We start from the raw sequence: 22,505 nt of genomic DNA, 5'->3' as shown, positions 1-22,505 counted from the left end.
GTCGCTATCGGGTGCCGCCGACGGCGGGCACCCGCCGCAGAAACGCAGACACCGCGCTCTCGAAAGCCGACTTCTGCTCGATCATCGCCCAGTGGCCGCATTGCGGGAACACGTGCAGCTCGGCGTTCGGGATGGTCCGCATCGGAATCAACGCCATGTCCAGCGGGCTCACGCGATCGTCGCGGCCCCACGTCAGCAAAGTGGGTGCGCTGACCTTGTGCATCGTCGCCCAGGGCGGGGGAGTGTCCGAGTTCTCCATCGCCGCGATCATCGCGGCGAATGCCGTTGACCCGTACATCCGTCGCGCGCTCTCGAGCGTGCCGGGCTCGGTGGCCTGCGCCCAGCGTTCCTCGATGAGGTCGTCGGTGATCAAGGCGGGGTCGTAGACCATCGAGTGCAGCCAGCGCACGAGTCGCTCGCGGTTCGGGTCGTCGGTGAATTCTTGCAGGAGCCGGATTCCTTCACTGGGTCCCGGGCTGAAGAGGTTCTTGCCGATCCCGCCGATCGTGACGAGGCTCCGGACCTTGTCCGGGTGGGCGGCCGCATAGCTCAGGGCGACGCCGCCGCCCATCGAGTTGCCGATGATCGCGGCATCCGTCAGTTCCAGCGCGTCGACGAACTCCTCGACCGCGGCCAGCGCGGTGACCATCGGATGGCCGCCGAAGTCGTCGCTGACGCCGAAACCTGGGAATTCCAGGACGAGGCAACGGAAATGCTCCGCGAAGAACGATAGATTTCCGCTGAAGTTGCGGAGCCCGGTGACGCCGGGACCTGAGCCGTGCAGAAGCAGCAGGACCGGTCCGTCGCCGGCCTCGTGGTAGCGGAGTACGCCACGGGAGGTGGCGATCTCGCGTGTCGTCACCCCGGGGATCGTCACAGCGGGATTCGTCGCAGCGGGATTCGTCGCAGCGGGATTTGTCACGGTCATGATCACTGTCCCATCGCGTAGGCGACGGTGGGGCCCGCGGTCCATCCGCCGTCCACGGCGAGCTCGGCACCGGTCATGTATGCGGCATCGTCGGACAGGAGGAAGCTGACGGCGCCGGCGATCTCGTCCGGGAGCCCCACCCGACCAATCGGCGTGTTGGGATATTTGCCATCGCCGGTCTCGATACCGATCGACGATGTCATCGGCGTGTAGGTCATCCCGGGGTGGACCGAGTTGACGCGGATGCGATCCGTGGCGAGTTCTACCGCGGTGATCTTGGTCAGTCCGCGGACGCCCCATTTCGATGCACCGTAGCCGCTGGTGAGTGGCAATCCGGTGAGACCGGCTGCAGAAGAGATGTTGACGATCGATCCGCCGCCCGCCGCTCGCAGAGGTGCGATGGCGGCGCGGATGCCGTTGAACACGCCGACGAGGTTGATCTCGAGGACCTGTCGGAAGTTCTCCAGCGTGTCCTGCTCGACGAATGCTCCCGTCGAGATCCCGGCGTTGTTGACGATCCCTGTGAGGGAGCCGAATTCGGCTTGTGCGTGTGCGACGGCTTCCGCCCACTGGTCGGGATCGGTGACGTCGAGACGGACGTAGCGTGCGGCGTCACCGAGATCTTCGGCGGTCTGCTTGCCCACGTCGTCGAGGATGTCGCCGATCACCACCTTGCCGCCGCGCGCGACGATGCGATGCGCGAACGCCGAGCCGAGGCCGCGCGCACCGCCGCTGACGACGATCACCTTGCCGGCCAATTGTGCTGTGTCCGATGGTGTTACTGGAGTGCTCATGATCTCAATCTCCTGGGGTGTTCTGATCGCGGCGCAATCGGTGGGGCAGTCCGCGGGTCGGCTCGACCCGAATGCTGTCGGTCGCCAACCGCCCGTTGCGGGCGGCCTCTTCGATGGTTTCGCGGAGTGCGGGACAGGTCGGAATGGCGCTCACGTTCTCGCCGGCCGCGATGATGCGAGCGAATTCGGGGCACGCGTGGGCGGCATCCTCGAGCCATTGAATGCTGGTATGGCTCGGACTGAATTTCTCTGCGAGGACGGTGGTTCGGCAAGTACCGCAGGTCAACTCTTGCATCGGAGGCCTCAGCGGTCGGCAGCGGCGCGGCGTGCCGCGACGTAGCCGAAGACCATGGCGGGACCGATGGTCGCACCGGCGCCCGCGTAGTCGTTGCCCATCACCGAGGCCGACGTGTTGCCGGTCGCGAAGAGACCGTCGATGACGGTTCCGTCGTTGCGCAGGATCTGTGCGTCGGCGTTGTACACGAGACCACCCTTCGTGCCGAGGTCACCGGCACGCATGCGGAGCGCATAGAACGGGCCGCGATCGAGAACGTCGAGCGTTGGCTGATCGAGACTCGGGTCGCCGTAGTAGTTGTCGTATGCACTGTCGCCGCGACCGTGATCGAGATCCTTGCCGCCGCGCGCGAAACCGTTGTAGCGCTCCACGGTTCCGGTCAATGCGGCAGGGTCGACGTCGATGGCGGCGGCGAGCTCCCCGAGGGTGCTCGCCTTCACCAGGAGACCGTTCTGTGACCAGTCCGCAGGGAACGACTGTCCAGGCATGATGCCGCCGATCGGATACCGGTTCTTCGCGGTGCGATCGAAGATGAACCAGGCCGGTTCGTGACCGCCTGCCAGTTGGGCGTGCACGAAGGTCACATAGGGCGCCGCCTCGTTGGTGAACCGGTGGCCGCTTTGATCGACGATGATCGAACGCGGAATCGATCGCTCGGACACCAGCACCTGGTTGATGCCGTCTGGACGCTGGAAGGACGGCATCCACCAGGCGTCGTCCATGAGATCCACCGCGGCACCGACGTCGGCGCCGGCGACTATTCCGTCTCCCGTGTTGTCCTTCGACGCCGCGCTGTAGTCGTCCTGCCCGCCGGACGGGAGATGGCGTTTGCGCATCTCGTCGTTGTGTTCGAACCCTCCGGTCGCCAGCAACACTCCGGCCCGGGCCCGGATGCGGATCTGTTCGCCACGGTGATCGGCGACGACGCCGATCACCGCACCGGACGCGTCGGTGATGAGTGACTCCAAGGGCGTGTCGAGGAGCAGTGGCACGCCCGCGTCCTTCAACGCCAGTCGGAGCCGGGCGACGAGTGCTCGGCCGAGCGTGTCCATATGGCGCCGCAGGACAACCGCTTTGACTGCCCGCAGGCCCGTCATCAACGCGGTCCGCCTGCCCTTCCAGGTGCGCATCACCATGTTGAGGGCGACGAAGTCCTTGGATGTGATGAACAGACCGGGAGGCGTGGCCAGTGCGGCCGGGCGCAACCGGTTCTCGTCCTCGCCGAGTTGCTTGAGATCGACCGGCAGCGGCTCGATCGACCGGCCTTCCGGACGGCCGCCGGGCCGCTCCGGATGGTAGTCGGAGTAGCCCGGACACCACTGGAAACGCATGTGCGGACTGGTCTTCTCCAGGAACTCGACCATCCGCGGTCCCTCGTCGATGAAGGCGTCGACGTTGGCGGAGGGAACTCGGTCGCCGACGACGGCGTCGAGATAGGCGCGCACATTCTCGCGTGAGTCGACGATCCCTTCGCGGCGAAGGGTGGCGTTGTTCGGAATCCATACCCCGCCGCCCGACAGCGCCGTGCTACCGCCGAAGACCGAGGCCTTCTCGATGATGAGCGTATCGAGTCCTTCCGCGGCAGCGGCCAACGCACCGGTGAGCCCGCCCGCCCCGCTCCCGACCACGACGAAGTCGACGTCGCGATCCCACTGCAGTTCATCTGTGGTCATGTCCGGTCTCTCTATCGGTTCTTGATGGTCAGGTCGTCGGGTGCCCAGACCGCACGCATGCTGGTGATCTGGGCATCGTCGTCGAACGTCATGATGTCAATGGGTTCGACGACGATGACCTGGTCGGGGGTTCGTGTGGTGACGCGGAAGTGAAATGCTGCGGTGTGGCCGGACACGCGCAGGGTGAGGAGTTCGGCGTCGCAGTCGGCGCCGCTGAGCGGGCCGTAGAATTCCTCGATCGCCGTTCGGCCGGTTCGGATGTCGGAACCGACGGGGTCCTCGACGGTGGCGCCGTCGGCGTACAGGGCGGCGATGTCCGCGGCCGTTCCGGACCCGATCGCCGACAGATATTGCAGGACTCGGGAGCGGATCAGGTCATTCGGATTCATCGGAACTCCTCGAGATCGTGGTGTCGGGGCCGGGTTCTCCGGTACGGGAGAGCATGTCGAGGACGGCGAGGTGGCTGAACAGGACCGAGGCGCCGATAGGGTTGCCGCCGCCCGGGTAGGTGGTCCCACTCACCGCGGCCATCGTGTTGCCCGCGGCGTAGAGGCCATCGATTCGTCGGCCCGTCTTGTCGAGAGCGGCCCCGGCACTGTCGGTGTGCACTCCGCCCTTGGTTCCGAGGTCGGAGATGCCAAAGGCTGCAGCGTGATAGGGCGGCTGGTCGATCGGGACCATCGGCGGCTCGCCGCCGGAGAACGCTCGGTCATACGCCTCGTCGCCACGGCCGAAGTCCGGATCGACGCCGTCGGCCACGAACTTGTTGAAGCGCTCGATGGTCGCTACGAGTCCGGTCGGGTCGACACCGATCCGGGCGGCGAGATCCTCCAGCGTGTCGGCGGAGTGCCACAGTCCCGCGGACTCGTAATCCTCGGTGTCCACCATGGACACGTTGGATGCCTTGACCGGCGGGACCACACCTTCCTTGTCGTCGTAGACCATCCAGAACGGCAGGGCCAGTGTTTCCTGTTCGATGGCCTGGATGGCCTCGCGGCCCAATCGGTCATACGGTGCGGACTCGTTGACGAATCGCTGCCCTTCCTGGTTCACGAAGATGCCACCGGTGAACCACAGGGCAAACGCCGAGCGCCCGTCCGGATGGGTCATTCCGGGCGACCACCATGCCTGATCCATGAGGTCGAGGTCTGCGCCGGCGGTGATCGCGGCCTGATGTGCGCGGCCGAGATTTCCCCACGATCCCATCGTGTCGCGCGCCGAGCCGGGAACCCCGAACCGATCGCGCATCTCGTCGTTCTGCTCGAAGCCACCGGCGGCCAGCAGCACGCCACGGAAGGTCCGGATCGCACGGCGCGTCCCGTCGTGTTCGACGATCGCCCCGACCACCGAACCGTCCTCGACGACGAGGTCGACCAGAGGCGAATCGAGGTGTAGTGACGCATTGGGGAAGCGGCTGATGGCCTTGAGAAATCGTCCGATGAGCGCTTGTCCGCCGATGAGCAGGTCCGGCGGTGGCGCACCAAGCCGATCGGTGTCGAGCGGGCCGCGCAACGAGTCACGTAGGTCGCCGAGTTCCGACGCGGGCAAAGGTACGGGAGTGATGTGGCGCTGACCGTCGAGCCGTGCGCCAGGTGCCTTCCCGAAATAGTCGGGCCAGGGGAACATCTCGAAGGCAAACGCGGGATCGCTCTCCAGATACTCGATCACGTCGGATCCGCGACGGATGTAGGTCTGCTGGAGATCGGCCGGAGTGCGCTCGCCGACCACGGCGTGGAAGTACTCGAGCGCCGCGTCGAGGGTGTCGTCGGTGCCCGCTCGACGCAAGGCCGGGTTACACGGAAACCACATCCCGCCGCCGCCGGAGTACGCGGTGGTACCCCCGAACTTGTCGGTCGCCTCGACCACGGCCACCCGCAGTCCTTCGCGTGCCGCGGTGTAGGCGCCGGCGAGTCCGCCGCCCGATCCCGCGACGAGCACATCTACTTCGTCGTCCCAGTGCATCCTGTTCCCCTTCCGTGAACCAGTACCGACGGTAGGTGAGCAGGGTGAGGGGCGGAGGTGCGTTGTCCCGATGATCGGGAGGGTGATGTGACCGGTGCCGAGTGTGCCGATCAGCGGGAGGAGTACTGGCATTCGGCGGACTCGCGATCCTAGCGTCGACGGTCAGTGAAACGTACCGATCGGAAGGCGAATTGACGTGGACACCACCAACTCAGAAGCCGCCACACATGTGCGTACCGTCGACGTCGTCGTGGTCGGTGCGGGAATCGCGGGACTGTATGCGCTACAGCGGTTTCGACGTGACGGTCAGTCCGTCCAAGTCTATGAGGCAGGTGGCGGCGTGGGCGGCGTCTGGTACTGGAACCGCTATCCCGGCGCGCGTTGTGACGTCGAGAGCGTTGACTACTCATACTCTTTCGACGACCAGCTTCAGCAGGAGTGGGACTGGAGCGAGAAGTACGCGACGCAGCCCGAGATCCTGCGCTATCTCAACCATGTGGCGGACAGATTCGACCTCCGGCGCGACATCGCATTGAACACCCGGGTGGTCGACGTGACGCTCGACGAGTCGACACTTCGCTGGCTGGTGCGCACCGATGCCGGTGAGGAGGTATCGGCCAGGTTCTGCGTGCTCGCGCTCGGGCCGCTGTCGAGTGCGAACATCCCGCAGATCCCCGGCCTGACGTCATTCGCCGGCGATATCCACCACACATCGTCGTGGCCGCACGGCGGCGTCGATTTCGCCGGGCGACGTGTTGGGGTGATCGGGACGGGATCATCGGGCATACAGGCCATTCCGCGCATCGCCGAGACCGCGGCAGAGCTCCATGTCTTCCAGCGGACTCCGAATTACAGCATCCCGGCCGGAAACGTGCCGCTCGACGATGCGACGCGGGCGGCCCACAAGGCCGGTTACGCGGAGCGTCGTCGCCGATCGATGGAGAGCGGTGGGGGCTCACCGCATCAGCCGCACCCGAGGTCGGCGCTGGACGTGTCCGACGATGAACGCCATGAGGCATACGAAAAGCGTTGGCTTCTGGGCGGAGTCCTGTTCAGCAAGACGTTCCCCGACCAGCTGACCGATCTCGAGGCGAACCGCACTGCCCGGGAGTTCTGGGAGCAGGAGATCCGCTCCGTGATCGACGACCCGGCGGTGGCCGAGGTCCTGATCCCGCGTGACCATCCGATCGGTGCCAAGCGGATCTGCACCGACGACAACTACTTCCAGACATTCAATCGATCGAACGTGCAGATCGTCGACCTGCGATCGACGCCGATCGATCGGATCACGCCCGACGGAATCAGCGTCGGTGGTCGTACCATCAGTCTCGACTCGCTGGTACTGGCCACCGGATTCGACGCCATGACCGGCTCGGTGGAACGGATCAACATCGTCGGGCGTGGGGGTGAGACGCTCAAGCAGGCCTGGAGCGAAGGACCACGGACCTACCTCGGTCTGGGGGTCGCCGGATTCCCCAACCTCTTCAACCTGACCGGTCCCGGCAGTCCCTCGGTCCTGGCGAACATGGTGCTGCACTCCGAACTTCACGTGGATTGGGTGGCCGACGCACTCACGGCCCTCGACGCCGTCGGGGCGGAGGCCATCGAGGCCCGGCCCGACGCCGTCGACAGCTGGGTCCGGGAATGCTCGGAACGAGCTGCTCGAACATTGATGCCCGAGGCGAACTCCTGGTACCTGGGTGCGAACATCCCGGGAAAACCCAGGGTGTTCATGCCGTTCGTCGGTGGGTTCGGCGTGTATCGCGACATCATCGAGGAGGTGGCGGCGGACGGGTATCGCGGCTTCGACGTGATTCGCGACGAGTCCGTCCCGAACCGGCCCTGACGCCGTGGCCGGTTCCACGCGCTCCCCGTTCGACCACGGACGGGGAGCGCCCGGCCGTGCATCACCCGGAGAGGTCGCCGAAGGTGCCGAAGCCGCCGCGGAAGAAGAGCAACGGGCCCTTGGCCTCCTGCGCCGACAACCCGGTGATTTGCGCGACGACGATGGTGTGGTCGCCGGCGTCGTGTTCGGAGTCCAGACGGGCGTCGATATGGGCGAGCGCGTCGTCGAGGACGGGAGCGCCGGCTGGGCTGGGCTGCCAGCCGATGTCGCGGAACTTTTCTGTTCCGGTTCGGGCGAACTGCCGGCACATCTCGTGCTGATCGTCGGCGAGGATGTTGATGCAGAACTCGCCGACTTGGCGTATCCGCGGCCACGAGGTGGATGTCGCCGCCGGGCAGAACGACATCAAGGGTGGTGTCAGCGAGACGGACACGACGGATTGGCAGGTGAAGCCGATCGGTTCCATCCCGTCGTGGGCGGTGATCACCGCCACACCGGTCGCAAAGTTGCCCCACACCCGCCGAAGGCTGCCCTCATCGATATCGAGCTGCCTGGTCAACACCCTGTCGTAACTCATGATTCCTCCGAAAGTTGCCGTATTACAACAGAATCAGCCCATTGCATCGACGAATCAACGGGCTGTCCCGCTGAGTGCGCGGCCACGCCGCGAGCTTCGGGCCAACCTGTTGGTAGCATTTGGCCGTGACCTCGGAAAAAGTTCGCTTCGAGGATCTGCCCAATCTTCCTCCGACCTCATGGGCTGTCCTCTGCATGCTCGCCTACGAGGAAGAGGTCTCCGGGTACGACATCAAGAAGTGGGCGGACTGGAGCCTTCGCCACTATTACTGGAGTCCGTCGTTCAGCCAAGTCTATTCGGAGCTGAAGCGGATCGAGAACCACGGTTACGCCACCTCGCGGATGGCCACCGGCGATGGTGGCCGCAATCGAAGGGTCTACAAGATCACGGATGCCGGCCGGCGGGCGGTCCGCATCTGGGCGCTCGATGCACCGGTCGATCCTCCTATGCTCAAGCACGGCGTGTTGTTGCGGACCGCTTTCGGGCACCTCAGTACGCCGGAGACGGTCAAGGCGATGCTCCGCGAGCATGTTGAGCGAGTTGAGGCGTTGCAGCACAGGGTCGCCGTCGATGCCGCGGCAGCCGAGGCGGAACCGGCATGGGCATACGCGCGGATCGCGATGCGTTGGGCCGAGCGCTATTACGCCAACGAGCGTGAACTGGCGCTGGAGCTGATCGACGAGATCGATGCCGCCGAAGAGATTTTCACAGCAGGCAAGCATGGCGAGAGCTTCCCCCGCCCACGACCAGGACATTGGCGTGAGGTCGAGAAGCAGGTCCAGGCGACCGAACACGACGACTGATCGATCTCAGTCCTGATCCGCCAGCGCGCGAAGGTCGGTCCATGCCTGCTTGCGTGCGGCTTCACACAGGTCGAGGACGGGCATCGTCATGAATCCGTGGATGGCGCCTGCATGGTCGTGGTGGACGGTCTGGACCCCGGCCGCAGCGAGCGCACGCGCGAGGTCGGCACCTTCCGACCACAGCGGGTCATACCCGGCGGTGATCACGAGGGTCGGGGGCAGGCCGACGAGGTCCGCGCGAATGGGAGAGGCATGGGGGTGTGTGCGGTCCTCGGGTTCCGGAACGTACTGATCCCAATACCATTTCATCGCGGCCGCCGTGTTGTAGTGGCCCTCCGCGAAGCGGACATATGAGTCGCTGGTGAAGTCCGCGGCCACCACTGGGTAGATCAAGGCCTGAGCGCGAATCGGCGGTCCGCCTGCCTCGCGGGCCAGGAGCGACGCGACGGCCGCGAGATTTCCGCCTGCGCTGTCGCCGGCCACGATCACGCGCTCCGGATCTGCGCCCAGTTCGGTCGCTTCGTCGGACGCCCAGATCGTGACCGCATGGACATCATGGGCAGCCGCGGGCCACGGGTGTTCGGGAGCGCGACGATAGTCGACGGACACCACGACAGCGCCGGTCCCGTTCGCCATCGAACGACAGAGGTCGTCATGGCTGTCGAGGTCGCAGAACACGAATCCGCCACCGTGGGCGAACACGATCAGAGGCCGTGCGGTGTGGGTGGTGTCCTGGTCCACGGGCCAGTAGATCCGGATCGGGATCTCGCCGTCCGGCCCGGGGACCGTCCGATCATGGACGCGGGCCACCGGGATGGGCTCGGGATCAGGTTGCAGCCGGGCACGGATGGCTGCTCGCGCCGCAGGGGCCGACATCGTCTCCACTCGAGGAAATCCCTCATTCAGTCGAGGCAGGATGGCGGCGACTCCCGGGTCGATCATCGCGCCACCCGGGTCGGCGCGCCGCTGATCGGGGAGACCGACGCCCGACGCATCCCGAGATGCTGATGCCTGCGCTGCAGGGTGGGCACCACCCGGCCCGATCCGCCCTCGAGGTTGCGCCATATCGCCAAGGCCGTCATGCGCACGGGTGCCGCCATCCGGTGATCGAAGTTCATCCGGTCTGCGGGACCGCAGACCGAGACCGCGGCGACGGCCTCGTCGAGGTCGCCGATCGGCGCCGCGACACAACCGATGCCGGGGAGCGACTCTTCGCGCTCGTAGGCGATCCCGTGGGTGCGGATCTTGACGAGTTCGGTCTCGAGGCGGGAGCGCGTCGAGATGGAGTAGCGCGTCTTCTGGGTCAGCGGTTCGCCCGGTTCCCGGCTGCCCGCCTGGTGGTCCGAGTGCGCGAGGATCGCTTTGCCGACCGCGGTGCAGTGGGCCGGCTGCCGGCCGCCCACCCGCGTCGGGATGGCGGCCGCGAGGGTGCCGCCGATCTTCTCCAGGTACACCACATCCGGTCCGTCGAGGATCGCGAGATGGACGACGAATCCCGTGGTCCGGTGTAACTCGTGCAGGAACGGAAGGGCCGCCTCGTGCAGGCGATCCTGATGGACGGCGATCGATCCGAGTTCCATCAACCGGATGCCCAGTTCGTAGTCACGTCCCTGCCGACGTAGCCATCTCAGCGCGACCAGACGTTCCAGCATTCGATGGGCTGATGATCGTGGCAGGCCGGTGCGCCGCACGATCTGGGCGAGGGTGAGTCGGCCTGGCCCGTCGAACGCGTCGAGGACGAGGGATACACGGTCGAGTACGGCATTCGGGGTGGATGTCTCCATCTCGAGGGTCATGACACCTCCATGGGGGAGCGGCGAGGAGTGCGGGCTGCAGACTATGCCTAATAGGCATATGCCTATTAGTAACACACTATGTGGCCGCTGTCACATAAATGCTTCCTGGGGCCCGCCCATCCTCGACGAAAACGGGGGCGTCCCACCCGCAGGTGGAACGCCCCCGTTCGTCTCATGACCGCAGATCGCTGTTACATCGCAGCCAGCGGCTCGCTTCCCGACCAGTCGTGGCCCCAGTAGCTGTCGGCGGTGATCTCCTCGGCCGTGTAGTGGGCCTCGTCCACTTTCATGCCCTCGGTGCCGAATTCGATGTCCCAGCCCCCGGGTGCCCGGACGTAGAAGGACACCATCTTGTCGTTGGTGTGCCGGCCCAGCGTGGACGAGACGGAGAAGCCGTCCTTGACCACACGGTCGAGAGCCTGGCCGACCGCGTCGAGGGAGTCGACCTCGACCATCACGTGGATGAGACCCGGCGCTCCGCCGTGGGGTGCAGGGCAGAGCGCGAGGCTGTGATGGCGCTCGTTGACGCCGAGGAACCGGATACGCATCGGGCCGAACTCCGGCGGCGCCGGAAGGCGCATCGCTCCGCGGGGCAGGAACCCGAGGACATCGGTATAGAAGTCGAGGGCCCCGACCGGGTCTGTGGTCGGCAGCACGACATGCCCGAGACCCTGGCCGCCGGTGACGAAGGTCGCGCCGAACGGGGTGACGACAGGGCTGTGGTCGAGCACGGGGCCGTGGAAGATCTCCACGGCGGCCCCGGTTGGATCCGTGAACGAGACAACCTCTTCGACGCGACGGGCTTCAGCCTCTTCGACGGACAGCGGCTTCACAGCAACGCCGGCCCGCTCCAACGCGGACTGGACTCGTGTGAGTGCGGCGCCGTCGCGAACCTCCCAGCCGATCTCGACGACCTCGTCGGTGTCCCCCGGGACGACGACGATGCGTGCTGCACGTTCGTCCATCCGGAGGTACAGGGCGTCCTCGTCGGGTCCGCTGCCCTGCGCGAAGCCCAACACGTCGAACGCGAAGGTGCGCCAGCGGTCGATGTCGGTGGTCTGGATCTTGAGATAGCCCAGCCCTTTGATCTCAGTCATGTCGATTCCTTTGTCGGTCATGTTATTCGGTGATGATTCCGGTCAGATCATCTTCTGCAGCGGCTCGGGCGGCTCGATGCCGAGCGAGCTGAGCGCCGAGGCGTGATAGACCGTGCTCGGCACGTGAATTGCGTGGTTCAGCCCGGCATGCGCGTCACGCCAGAATCGCTGCAGTGGCTTGTCCATGCGCAGGGCGTTGCCTCCGGAGCGCGCGAAGATCTGATCCACGGCCATCACGGCCCGCCATGCGGCCCGCACCTGGGTCCGTCGCCCGGCAGCCCTCTGGTCGAACGACACCTCCTTGCCGGCATCGACGATGTCCCACATGGTGTCGACGGTGGCCAGCAGCTCCTGGCGGGCCGCGTTGATGTCTGCTGCGGCCTCGCCGACGGCAAACAAGACGTAGGGGTCGTCCTTGATCGCGGTCCCCTGGGCGCCGACCCGTTCGCGCTGATAGTCGAGGTGCGCGGCGAGAGCGCCCTCCGCGATTCCGATGACCGCCGAGGAGATGCCCAGCGGGAACATGTTGGACCACGGCATCTTGTAGAGGGTCTCGGTCACGCCGTACTCCCGCTGCGCTGTGCCGTCGATCACCTGGTCGCCGTTCATCACCCGGTACGCGGGGACGAAGGCATCCTTGACGATGATGTCCTTGGAACCGGTTCCCTTGAGGCCGACCACGTTCCATGAGTCATCGACGATCTGGTAGTCGCTGCGGGGCAGGATCATGTGCAACATCGTCGGGGGGTCGGCGATGGACCCGTCGGCCGTGCCGAGCAGTGCACCGAGAAAGATCCAGTCGCAGTGATCGGTGCCGGAGCTGAATTGCCAGCGGCCGTTGAAGATGTATCCGCCGTCGACCGGGACGGCGAGCCCTGTCGGGGCATACGGTGACGCCATCCAGGTGTCGTTGTCGGTACCCCAGACCTCTTCCTGGACCTTCGGATCCGCGAATGCCAACTGCCACGGGTGGACGCCGACGATGCCGCAGACCCACCCGGTCGCGCCGTCGAGCGCCGCCGCGGCCATCACGGTCTCGGCGAACTCGCGCGGATGCGCCTCGTAGCCGCCGTACTTCTTGGGCTGCAACAAACGGATCGGTCCGGCGGCCTTGAGTTTCTTGGCCGTCTCGTCGGGCAGCCGGCCGATCCGCTCGGCCTCCTCGGCCTGACCGCGGATCTCGTCCGCCAGTGCCGTGATGTTCTCGAGTGCTTCGTTCATGTTCGTCTCCTCGTGCTCGTGATGGTGTGCGGCAGAATGGTCGGTGGCCGACCGCCGTCAGGCGTGGGCTTGCAGTGTGTTGCTGTTGGCGATGTTCTCGGCGACCTCGGCCTCCCAGCTCTGCACCGCCCGCTCGGTGTCGATCTCGAACTCGAAACGGTTGGTCATATCGTCGGTGACCTGATCGACGTCGACATAGAACTGCTCGTACCAGCGGCGCAGCTGGTACACCGGTCCGTCCTCTTCGGAGAGCAGCGGGTTGTCGATGGGCGCCTTGTTCTTCCAGATCTCGATGTCCTGCTCGAAGCCCATCTCCACGCCCTGGGCGAACTGTGCGGCCATCCCCTCCGCCGCCTCGTCGGACATGCCCTCGGGCTTCTTCACCATCGCGCCGTACTGCAGCACAAAGGAATTCGATGAGACCGGATAGTGGCAATTGATCAGGACCGTCTCGATGGTCATGCCCTGAGCCTCGCTCCACAGCCAGTCGATCATGTACGAGGGACCGAAGTACGATGCATCGGAACGCAATGTGGAGTTCGGATCGTCGTAGTTCGTACCGACCTCGATGTCCTGGCGAGGGGTGGATCTCATGTACTGCGTGGCGGTGTGGCCCTCGAAGACATTCTTGAAGTAGCGCGGAAACGCGTAGTGCACGTAGAAGAAGTGCGCCATGTCCACCACATTGTCGACGATCTCGCGGCAATGCGATCCCTCGACGAGGAGTGAGTTCCACGTCCAACCGGTCCATTCCGATGTTCCGAATCCCTCGATCTCGGGGATCGTCACGTCGTCGGTGGGCTTGCTCCCCTGCGGGTCGTGCCACACGAAGAGCTGCCCGTTGCGCTCGAGCGTCGGCCACGAGCGGGTCTTCGCCACCGGGGGAACCCGCTTGGCGTAGGGGATGTCGGTGCAGCGTCCATTGCCGCCCCAGCGCCAGTCATGGAACGGGCAGGCGATCGAGTCGCCCTTGATGGTGCCGAGCGCGAGGTTTCCGCCCATGTGCCGGCAATAGGCGTCGAGGATGTGGAGCTTCCCGGTCTCCTGGGCCTGAAAGACCACCAGCGTCGTACCGAAGGCCTTCACCTGGTGAGGCCGACCGTCCTGGAAGGTGTCGAGCAGCCCGAGGCAATGCCAGCCGCGGGCGAAGCGGGCCGGTGCGGCCGCCGCTTCGATCGTTCTGAACTCCTCGGTTTCCGAGGGGGATTGACCATTCGTGTGACCCAGCATCGAGACCTCCAACTCTCCAGACGGACTGGTGTGACGGTTCGATGGTCGTCGGAACCGGTCGCGACCGAACGGCTCTCTCCCGGTCAGTGGGCGGGAATTCCGGCTTCCCGCTCAGTGGATGCCGATTGAACCCGCGACGACGGCGTCTGGTGGTATCGCTTTGGGTAATGCCGAGAGAGGGAGAACTGCGATGCAGCAAGGCAGCGGACAGCAATACAGCGGACAGCGCTTTGAGGGACGCCGGGTCCTGATCACCGGTGCGGGTTCGGGGATCGGTCAGGCGACCACATTGCGGATGCTCGAGGAAGGGGCGCAGGTTGTCGCTGCCGATGTGAGCGAGGCGGGCCTGGCCGACACCAAGGACAAGGCGGGTGCCTCGGCGACCCTGACGACTGTTGCCGTCGACGTTTCCGACGAGGCATCGGTCCGGGCGGGCGTCGCCGCGGCCGTCGAGGCGCTCGGTGGCCTGGACGTTCTGGTCAACGCCGCGGGAATTCTGCGTTCGGCGCACAGCCACGAGATGTCGGTGGAGTTGTTCGAGACCGTCATCCGGATCAATCTCACGGGCACCTTCCTGATGATCCGTGAGTCCATACCGGCACTGCGTGAGGGATCGTCGCCCGCGGTGGTGAACTTCAGCTCGACGTCGGCGGCCTTCGCGCACCCGTACATGGCCGCGTACGCCGCGAGCAAGGGCGGCATTCAGGCGATGACCCACGCCCTGGCCTCTGAATACGGGAAGGCGGGCATCCGGTTCAACGCGGTACAGCCCGGATCGATCTCGTCGGGGATGACCGACGGTAGCGGGGCCAGCGGGCAGAGTGCGGGCCCCGGCCTGCCCGAGGATGCCGACTACTCGCTGTTCCCCACGCCGCTGCTGGCCGGTGGTGGCTTCGCTCCGCCGGAGGTCGTGGCCGGTGTGGTCGCGATGCTCGCCAGCGAAGACGCGGCGTTCATCACGGGTACCGAGGTGCGGGTCGACGGCGGCTCGCACGCCTGAGCGCATCCACCGAGGTCATTCGACCGACGGCGGAGCGGCGGGGGCATGTCGCGAATCTGCAACATGTTCTAAACTAGAACACGTTCACTCGGTGGCGCCCGGAGGGCGGCGAGCGGGCCGAAGGCAACGGAGAAGGAGACGAAGTGGCGGTCGACCAGGCAATTCGTGAGCAGATCGCGGCCGATCTGTGGAACTCGGAGAAGGCCGCCGTCGCGATCGATCGGCCGACCGACACCCACCCCGACCTCGATGTCGTCGACGCCTACGAGATCCAGCTGATCAATATCCGCAAGCGGCTCGATGCCGGCGCGAAGGTTGCCGGTCACAAGGTCGGCCTCGCCTCCGAGGCCATGCAGAAGATGATGAACGTCGACGAGCCCGATTACGGCCATCTCCTCGACGAGATGCAGTACTTCGAGAAGACGCCGATCGATGCGAAGAAGCTCTGCTTTCCGCGCGTCGAGGTGGAGGTCGGCTTCATCCTCGGCGCGGACCTTCCGGGCGAGGGCTGCACCAACGTGGACGTGATCGAGGCGGTCGAATGGGTGGTGCCGTCGATCGAGCTGATCGACTCACGCATCAAGGACTGGAAGATCACCCTGTGTGACACCATCGCCGACAATGCGTCGTCGTGCGGCTGGATACTCGGCGAACAACGTGTCCCGATCAGCGAGATCGACACCGGGAACATCGACGCGGTGTTGCACCGTAATGGTGAGGTGATTGCCAAGGGCAACTCGTCGGCGGTGTTGGGTCACCCGTTGAACGCGGTCTCCTGGCTCGCCCGCAAGGTCGAGGGCTTCGGCGTACGGCTCCGCAAGGGCGACGTGATCCTGCCCGGCACCGCGACCCGCGCGATCGACATCAGCTCGGGTGACCATTTCGTCGCCGAGTTCGAGGGGCTGGGCAGCGTGACGCTGGACTTCGACTAGCTCAGCCGGCGGCGGTGCTGACTGGGCCGATGGACGAGAACTGACCAACAAGAACTTCAACACGTACGAACGAGCAAGGAGGCGCAGGTGGCAGCCAAGCTGACCGCAGCGATCATCGGGTCGGGCAACATCGGCACCGACCTGATGTACAAGCTGGAACGATCCGGGGTCATCGAACCGAGGTGGATGGTCGGCATCGACGCCGACTCCGAGGGCATGAAGCGGGCCGCCGACCACGGCCTGATCACCATGAGCGGTGGCGCCGACGAACTCCTGTCGTCGTCGGAACGTCCGGACTTCATCTTCGAGGCGACATCGGCCTATGTGCATCGCGAATACGCCCCGAAGTACGAGGCGGCCGGGATCACCGCGGTCGACCTCACCCCGGCCGCGGTCGGTCCGGCGGTGGTCCCGCCTGCGAACCTCCGCGAGCACCTGGACGCGCCGAACACCAACATGATCACCTGCGGTGGGCAGGCGACCATCCCGATGGTGCACGCGGTGTCGTCCGTGGTGCCGGTGCCCTACGCCGAGATCGTCGCGTCGGTCGCGTCCGTCTCGGCCGGCCCGGGTACGCGCGCGAACATCGACGAGTTCACCGCGACGACGTCAAAGGGTGTGGAGACCATCGGCGGGGCGACCCGCGGCAAGGCGATCATCATCCTGAACCCGGCCGATCCGCCGATGATCATGCGCGACACCATCTTCTGTGCGATCCCGGAGGATGCGGACACCGACGCGATCGCCGAGTCGATCCACAAGCGGGAGAAGGAGATCCAGGCGTACGTGCCCGGCTATCGGCTGCTCCAGGATCCGCAGTTCGATCCGCCGTCAGTGCTCAACGGTGGGCACGCGCGGGTCTCCATCTTCGTCGAGGTCGAGGGCGCCGGTGACTTCCTGCCGCCGTACGCGGGCAACCTCGACATCATGACCGCCGCTGCCACCAAGGTCGGCGAAGAGATCGCGAAGCAGAAGTTGGGAGTCTCGGCATGACCGCAGCAGCAACAGATTTGATGGCGAACGCACGCAAGTACTCCGACACCCTGGACATCCGCATCACCGACTCGTCGTTGCGTGATGGCAGCCACCACAAGCGGCATCAGTTCACCGAGCAGGAGGTGCGCGATATCGTCGCGGCACTCGATGCCTCGGGTGTGCCGGTGATCGAGGTGACCCACGGTGACGGGTTGGGCGGGTCGTCGTTCAACTATGGGTTCTCGAAAACACCTGAGCAGCAGTTGATCAAGGCTGCCGCCGAGACGGCGAAGCAGGCCAAGATCGCGTTTCTGATGCTGCCCGGTCTGGGCACCAAGGACGACATCCGGGCCGCGCAGGACAACGGCGGGCAGATCTGCCGGATCGCCACGCACTGCACCGAGGCCGACGTGTCGATCCAGCATTTCGGCTTGGCACGCGACCTCGGGCTGGAAACGGTCGGCTTCTTGATGATGAGCCACTCACAACCGCCGGAGAAGTTGGCCGAGCAGGCCCGGATCATGGCCGATGCCGGCTGCCAGTGCGTCTACGTCGTCGACTCGGCGGGCGCGTTGGTGCTCGAAGACGTCACCGTTCGAGTGCAGGCGGTGCGCGCCGAGCTGGGCGACGACGCCCAGATCGGCTTCCACGGCCACGAGAACCTCGACATCGCGGTTGCCAACTCCATCAACGCGATCCGTGCGGGAGCTCAGCAGATCGACGGTTCGATCCGACGATTCGGCGCGGGTGCGGGTAACACGCCGACCGAGGCGTTCGTGGGTGTGTGCGACAAACTGGGGATCAGCACCGGCGTGGACTTCATGAAGATCGCCGACGCCGCCCAGGACGTGGTGCGTCCGGCGATGCCGTCGGAGTGCCTGGTCGATCGTTCGGCGATGATGATGGGCTACGCCGGCTGCTACAGCTCGTTCCTCAAGCACGCCGAGGGCCATGCCGAGCGCTACAACGTGTCGGCCGCCGAGATCCTGCTCGAGGCCGGCAACCGCAAACTGGTTGGTGGCCAGGAGGATCAGCTCATCGACATCGCGCTGGAACTGAAGAAGAAGCAGGACGCGAACGCCGGCGTCTGAGGTGCCGGTGCGCGAAACGCCCAGGCTTCAACCAGAGTCCCGATTTGCTTCGTGGGAACGGGTAGGGGCCTGGGCGAATGCGCCGACCGGCGTTGCGTCGTAGGACGTCAGGACCCCGTGTTCTCCGCGCCCATGCCCGAAAAGCCGATGGAGTAGCCGCCATCCACCGGCATGAGCGTGCCGGTGACGTACGAGGCCTCGTCGCTCGCCAGGAACAGTGCAGCAGCGACGACCTCCTCGGACAGGCCCCAACGGTCCAGGGGGATCCCCGCAACCCGGAAGACACCCGGTGGCGGCTCCGGCGACTCTTTCGACATCGGTACGAGACCGGTCCAGATAGTGCCCGGACAGACGGCGTTGACCCGGATGTTGTGATCGGCATAGTCGAGCGCGGCAACTTTGGTCAGCTGGTTCACGCCCGCCTTGGCCGCTCCGTAGACCCCGTGGTGTTTCCATCCGATCATGCTGGTCGCCGACGAGACGTTGACAATGGCACCCCCGCCCGTCTCGAGCATCGACCGCACACCGTACTTCATGCAGAAAAAGAGACCTCGAAGGTTGACCCCGTGCACGCGGTCCCAGGTCTCGGTGGTCTGCTCGTGCAACGGTTTCAGGCCCCCGCCGAACCCGGCATTGTTGACCAGGATGTCGATCCGGCCATAGGCGTTCTCCGCGGTGGCGATCAGGCGCCGTACGTCTCCTTCGTCGCCGACGTCTGTTCTGACTCCGATCGCCGCGTCACCGATCTCCTCGGCGACCTCCAAAGACCGAGTGCTGACGCTGGCGCAGACGACCTGAGCTCCCTCGGCGGCGAAGCGATGTGCCATCTCCTTGCCGATTCCCGAACCCGCGCCCGTGATGACCGCGGTCTTGCCTTTCAGACGCATATGTCTCCTTTCAGATCCTTCGCTCGCCAGCTGTGTGAGTTTCAGAATGCTGAGCGCGTGATCGCGCATGGTCGCCGTCGCTCGCGTCACGAGATGTCAAACTCGATCTTCCGGCGGTGAGTTAAGTTATGCCACAGTTGTTTACGTGGAATCGATCAGGAATCTCCGGACCTTGCCGACACTCGTGCGGGGGAGTTCGTCGATGAGATGCCATCGGTGGGGCCGAGCGGCCGGTGAGAGATTCCTCGCTGCCCAGGCATCCAATGTATCCGTATCCGGTGGTGTCAGCGCGTCTCGGGGCACCAGGTAGGCCACCGGGACCTGATCGCGTATCGGGTCGGTCTGCGCCACGACCGCCACTTCCAGGACTCCTGGCGCTTGCGCGAGCACGGACTCCACCTCGGTGAGGCTCACATTCTCGCCCGACACCTTGATGACGTCGTCAACACGGCCGACGAAACGATAGGCCCCGGTGTCCGGGGCGGCAACCACCAGGTCGCCGGTGTTGAACCAACTCGTCTCGTCAGGCAGATCTGTGAAAGCGCGATCCGTGGTGTGAGGGTCGTCGAGGTAACTCTGGAACAGGTCTACGCCGCGTTTCCCGCGGACGCACAGCGTTCCCGGAATGCCCGGCGCGGCGGTGCGGCCACGGCCGTCGACAAGTTTGACCTCGCGCCCATCGAGCGGCTCGCCGATGGAGTCGGGCACTGCGGCTTGGTGCGTTTGGACTGTGACGGCAGCGACGGTTTCGGTCATTCCATACAATTGTCGGGGCCGTGAACCGATGATCCTGCCGAACTGGTCGAGATGGTCAGGGCCCAGGCTCTGCGCAAACCACAGGTGTTCCAACTGGAGGGACGGTGCATCAATAGGATTGCGGGCGATGATCATTCGGATCGGCGCGGCGAACAGACTCGCATGGGTGGCTTGTAGGAACGACGCCTGGTGAACCCATTGTGATGCCGAGAAGGTATGGGTGAGTGCGACACTCGCTCCGACAGCTATCGCGGGTGCGAAGCAGTAGTACTGCGCGTTCGCGTGGAACAACGGTAGGGTGACCAGCCAACGATGCTGGGATCGCAGACCGGCCGCATCGGCCATGGACTCACCGACGGTACTGTAGTTCTCCTGCGTGAGAACGACTCCCTTTGGTTCGGACGTAGTTCCGGACGTGAACATCACCGCGAGCCGGTCTTGGGGATCGACATCCGTACTGAATGTCACCGGCTCTCCGGCGCACAATGGTCCGCCGGAGACGCAGTCGGCCGGGGCCTCGGTGACCTCGATGATCGTCGGGACCAGGCCGTCCGCTCCCTCCCGGTACGTCTGCGCTCGAACGTCGGAGCAGACTGCGACCACCGGACGCGTCCGGCGGACCTGGGTGGCGATGTCGCGGGCGGTCGAAGCAGGGTCGGTGGGTACCAACCACGCTCGCAGGCGCGCCACCGCGAGCCACAATGCCACAAACGCAGGGCTGTTGCGCAGCACCACATGGACCGACATGCCGGGTCGAACACCGTGGTGGCGCAGCATCCCTGCCGTCCGGCCAACGATCTCGTCGAACTCCCGGTAACTGTATTCAGTGATCCCGGTGCTGTCGTGGAACAGTAGGAACGGCCGATCGCCGTGCTCTGAGACCGTGGCCTCCCAATGCTCTTGGAAGGTACGGAGATGGATCGCGTCGCTCACCGTCGACTCAATCCCGGTACGAAGGATCGATACGGTCCAGTTTTCGCACGAGCGCAGGCCATTCGCGGTCTTTGGACACACCGAGATCGCGGAGCCACTGTGTAACAGTGGATTCAATCACTTCTGTCGGTGGTGTCACCAGTGACTGATTGGACGACAGTGCCAATAGCTGTGCGCGGGACGCTTTCTCGAGATAAAATCCTTCGATGACCGCGTGCGCCACGCTGCGTCCAACGGTGATGGTGCCGTGATTGCGCAAGATCAGACCGATACTCGTTCCGAGATCGGCGATCAGGCGGTGCTTCTCGTCCTCGTCCAGGGCGATTCCCTCGTAGTCGTGATATCCGAGACGACCGTGAAAGCGCATCGCATGTTGTGTCAGTGGGAGCAGCCCGTCTGCCATGATCGACAGTGCCATCCCCGCTTCGGTGTGTAGATGCATCACGCACTGTGCGTCTTCCCTGGCGCTGTGAATCGCCCCGTGGATGACGAAGCCGGCGGCGTTCGGCGAGTGGCTGGTGTCCCCGATGACGTTGCCGTCCAGGTCGATCTTGACGAGACTGGATGCAGTGATCTCATCGAATCCGAGACCGAGGGGATTGACCAGAAAATGGTGTTCCGGACCCGGCAATCGCGCCGAGATGTGGCTGTAGATGAGGTCATCCCAGCCCCAGAGGGCGCACAGGCGGTAGGCCGCCGCGAGATCGCGGCGTAGTGCGAGCTCGTCGGATGACATCGCTCCGCTGTCGGGGATTCGGTTGAGAGGCAGCTCGAAAGAAGAATGCTCGGTCTGCGTGGCACCGGTCGTCATCTGCCGTCCTTGAGTTCGTAGGTGCGAAGTTACTTCGTGGAGTTACGTTGAATCGACACCCGGATGGTCGGGGTATCTCATTCGCTGTTCGCCGGCCTCTGCGGTAGGTCCGTGCTGGGAGAGCATGCCGTATGAGTTCTGAACGTTTAGTTCAGTTTTGTGCCGAAACGCCGGCGTGTCAAGGCCTGTATTCCTGAAATAGGCTCCTGCGCAGAAATATTCGTCAGGTCGGCCGACCGGACTGCGACGTTGCCGGGAATCGAGACCTCATGAGTCTCATGCCAAGAGTCCGTCGAGTGCGAGCGTGACGTGCGCGCGTATTGCGTCATCGTTGAGCGGTTGGTGCCCGACGATCAGTCGGAAGTACAGCGGTGCGAACAGGAGGTCGAGGACCACATCAGGATCCGCCGGCTTGATCAGTCCTTCGTCGATCGCGTCGCGAACTATCTCCCTACCGCGTTCACGTCGCGCATTGATGTAGCCGTCCTGGAACGCACGCGCCGCATCCGGGTCGGTCTGACCCTCCGCGACCAGAGCACGGATGGCCTTGCCGGTGGGGCCGCGAAAGGAGTCGGCCATGTGGATCAACGAGTCGATGACGGCCTCCCGAGTCATGCTGTTGGGGTACGGGAGCGCGTGCCCTGACCTCGAGAGGAAGGCATTGGTGACCACCGCGGCCCGATTCGGCCACCACTTGTAGATGGTCACTTTGCTGACCCCGGCGCGGGCCGCGATGGCCTCGACCGTGGCTGCGGCCAGTCCCTCCTCGGTGAGTAGGTCGTAGGCCGCATCAAGGATGCGGCTCTCGGACCGTGGACCACCACCTCTGGTCGTGCCCCGAACTTGCCGGCGTCCACTGGGGATTGACATCAGAACGTGACTCCTCGGTCCGACCGTG

The 22,505-nt window shown here is 65.0% G+C and carries 21 protein-coding genes; 6 read left to right on the top strand and 15 right to left on the bottom strand.

Annotated elements, in window-relative coordinates; translation table 11 throughout:
- Nucleotides 1-4: 4 nt before the first annotated feature.
- The 5 genes from ACPXCG_RS05350 to ACPXCG_RS05330 form a co-directional block, all read right to left on the bottom strand.
- Nucleotides 5-928 (bottom strand): alpha/beta fold hydrolase, encoded by a 924-nt coding sequence (locus tag ACPXCG_RS05350; RefSeq protein WP_425789792.1) that lies wholly within the window; start codon nt 926-928, stop codon nt 5-7.
- Nucleotides 929-930: 2 nt separating this feature from the next.
- The gene (locus tag ACPXCG_RS05345; protein WP_425789791.1) at nt 931-1,722 is read right to left on the bottom strand and encodes a glucose 1-dehydrogenase; all 792 of its coding nucleotides are present in this window, start codon (nt 1,720-1,722) and stop codon (nt 931-933) included.
- A 303-nt stretch (nt 1,723-2,025) separates the two neighbouring features.
- Nucleotides 2,026-3,690: an FAD-dependent oxidoreductase gene (locus tag ACPXCG_RS05340; RefSeq protein ID WP_425789789.1), complete on the bottom strand. Its 1,665-nt coding sequence runs from the start codon at nt 3,688-3,690 to the stop codon at nt 2,026-2,028.
- An 11-nt stretch (nt 3,691-3,701) separates the two neighbouring features.
- Entirely contained in the window at nt 3,702-4,079 is a 378-nt protein-coding gene (locus ACPXCG_RS05335) for a nuclear transport factor 2 family protein (RefSeq protein ID WP_425789787.1), read from the bottom strand.
- Nucleotides 4,066-5,652 carry an FAD-binding protein gene (locus tag ACPXCG_RS05330; RefSeq protein WP_425789785.1) on the bottom strand — a complete coding sequence of 529 codons (1,587 nt, stop codon included), beginning with the start codon at nt 5,650-5,652 and terminating at the stop codon, nt 4,066-4,068. The genes ACPXCG_RS05335 and ACPXCG_RS05330 overlap by 14 nt, the downstream gene beginning before the upstream one ends.
- Nucleotides 5,653-5,848: 196 nt before the next feature.
- Here ACPXCG_RS05330 and ACPXCG_RS05325 point away from each other — a divergent pair, with 196 nt between their 5' ends.
- Complete coding sequence (locus tag ACPXCG_RS05325) at nt 5,849-7,498, top strand: flavin-containing monooxygenase (protein WP_425789783.1); 1,650 nt, start codon at nt 5,849-5,851, stop codon at nt 7,496-7,498.
- Between the two features lie 61 nt (nt 7,499-7,559).
- Here the strand turns inward: ACPXCG_RS05325 and ACPXCG_RS05320 are convergent, their stop codons facing one another.
- Nucleotides 7,560-8,075, bottom strand: coding sequence for a flavin reductase family protein (locus ACPXCG_RS05320; RefSeq protein WP_425789781.1), 516 nt, complete (start codon nt 8,073-8,075; stop codon nt 7,560-7,562).
- A gap of 125 nt (nt 8,076-8,200) precedes the next feature.
- On the opposite strand from ACPXCG_RS05320, the gene ACPXCG_RS05315 reads away from it, so the two are divergent.
- On the top strand, nt 8,201-8,878 hold the full coding sequence (locus ACPXCG_RS05315) for a PadR family transcriptional regulator (protein ID WP_425789779.1): 678 nt from the start codon (nt 8,201-8,203) through the stop codon (nt 8,876-8,878).
- A 6-nt stretch (nt 8,879-8,884) separates the two neighbouring features.
- Here ACPXCG_RS05315 and ACPXCG_RS05310 read toward each other — a convergent pair whose 3' ends face one another.
- From ACPXCG_RS05310 to ACPXCG_RS05290, 5 genes are all read right to left on the bottom strand, one after another.
- Nucleotides 8,885-9,820 carry an alpha/beta hydrolase gene (locus ACPXCG_RS05310; protein ID WP_425789777.1) on the bottom strand — a complete coding sequence of 312 codons (936 nt, stop codon included), beginning with the start codon at nt 9,818-9,820 and terminating at the stop codon, nt 8,885-8,887.
- Nucleotides 9,817-10,674, bottom strand: a complete 858-nt coding sequence (locus ACPXCG_RS05305; protein ID WP_425789775.1) for an IclR family transcriptional regulator — start codon at nt 10,672-10,674, stop codon at nt 9,817-9,819. Before ACPXCG_RS05305 ends, ACPXCG_RS05310 begins: the two co-directional genes overlap by 4 nt.
- A 191-nt stretch (nt 10,675-10,865) precedes the next feature.
- Nucleotides 10,866-11,771 (bottom strand): biphenyl-2,3-diol 1,2-dioxygenase, encoded by a 906-nt coding sequence (bphC, locus tag ACPXCG_RS05300; protein WP_425789774.1) that lies wholly within the window; start codon nt 11,769-11,771, stop codon nt 10,866-10,868.
- Between the two features lie 42 nt (nt 11,772-11,813).
- Entirely contained in the window at nt 11,814-12,992 is a 1,179-nt protein-coding gene (locus ACPXCG_RS05295) for an acyl-CoA dehydrogenase family protein (protein ID WP_425789772.1), read from the bottom strand.
- A gap of 57 nt (nt 12,993-13,049) precedes the next feature.
- The gene (locus tag ACPXCG_RS05290; RefSeq protein ID WP_425789770.1) at nt 13,050-14,222 is read right to left on the bottom strand and encodes a Rieske 2Fe-2S domain-containing protein; all 1,173 of its coding nucleotides are present in this window, start codon (nt 14,220-14,222) and stop codon (nt 13,050-13,052) included.
- A 190-nt stretch (nt 14,223-14,412) separates the two neighbouring features.
- On the opposite strand from ACPXCG_RS05290, the gene ACPXCG_RS05285 reads away from it, so the two are divergent.
- From ACPXCG_RS05285 to dmpG, 4 genes are all read left to right on the top strand, one after another.
- Nucleotides 14,413-15,222 (top strand): SDR family NAD(P)-dependent oxidoreductase, encoded by an 810-nt coding sequence (locus ACPXCG_RS05285; RefSeq protein WP_425789768.1) that lies wholly within the window; start codon nt 14,413-14,415, stop codon nt 15,220-15,222.
- A 143-nt stretch (nt 15,223-15,365) separates the two neighbouring features.
- On the top strand, nt 15,366-16,154 hold the full coding sequence (locus tag ACPXCG_RS05280; protein WP_425789766.1) for a 2-keto-4-pentenoate hydratase: 789 nt from the start codon (nt 15,366-15,368) through the stop codon (nt 16,152-16,154).
- 87 nt (nt 16,155-16,241) lie between these two features.
- On the top strand, nt 16,242-17,147 hold the full coding sequence (locus ACPXCG_RS05275) for an acetaldehyde dehydrogenase (acetylating) (RefSeq protein ID WP_267627413.1): 906 nt from the start codon (nt 16,242-16,244) through the stop codon (nt 17,145-17,147).
- The gene (gene dmpG / locus ACPXCG_RS05270; protein ID WP_425789764.1) at nt 17,144-18,220 is read left to right on the top strand and encodes a 4-hydroxy-2-oxovalerate aldolase; all 1,077 of its coding nucleotides are present in this window, start codon (nt 17,144-17,146) and stop codon (nt 18,218-18,220) included. Before ACPXCG_RS05275 ends, dmpG begins: the two co-directional genes overlap by 4 nt.
- A 107-nt stretch (nt 18,221-18,327) precedes the next feature.
- Here dmpG and ACPXCG_RS05265 read toward each other — a convergent pair whose 3' ends face one another.
- The 4 genes from ACPXCG_RS05265 to ACPXCG_RS05250 all read right to left on the bottom strand — a co-directional run bounded on the left by ACPXCG_RS05265 (nt 18,328) and on the right by ACPXCG_RS05250 (nt 22,477).
- Nucleotides 18,328-19,107, bottom strand: coding sequence for an SDR family NAD(P)-dependent oxidoreductase (locus tag ACPXCG_RS05265; RefSeq protein WP_425789763.1), 780 nt, complete (start codon nt 19,105-19,107; stop codon nt 18,328-18,330).
- A gap of 141 nt (nt 19,108-19,248) precedes the next feature.
- Complete coding sequence (locus ACPXCG_RS05260) at nt 19,249-20,796, bottom strand: class I adenylate-forming enzyme family protein (RefSeq protein ID WP_425789761.1); 1,548 nt, start codon at nt 20,794-20,796, stop codon at nt 19,249-19,251.
- Nucleotides 20,797-20,803: 7 nt separating this feature from the next.
- Nucleotides 20,804-21,532, bottom strand: coding sequence for a class II aldolase/adducin family protein (locus ACPXCG_RS05255; protein WP_425790497.1), 729 nt, complete (start codon nt 21,530-21,532; stop codon nt 20,804-20,806).
- A gap of 351 nt (nt 21,533-21,883) precedes the next feature.
- Nucleotides 21,884-22,477 (bottom strand): TetR/AcrR family transcriptional regulator, encoded by a 594-nt coding sequence (locus tag ACPXCG_RS05250; protein WP_425789759.1) that lies wholly within the window; start codon nt 22,475-22,477, stop codon nt 21,884-21,886.
- Nucleotides 22,478-22,505 lie beyond the last annotated feature (28 nt).

This window comes from Gordonia sp. DT218 (genome assembly GCF_049847105.1).
Taxonomy (GTDB): Bacteria; Actinomycetota; Actinomycetes; order Mycobacteriales; family Mycobacteriaceae; genus Gordonia.
This window is presented reverse-complemented; position numbering and strand designations above follow the sequence as displayed.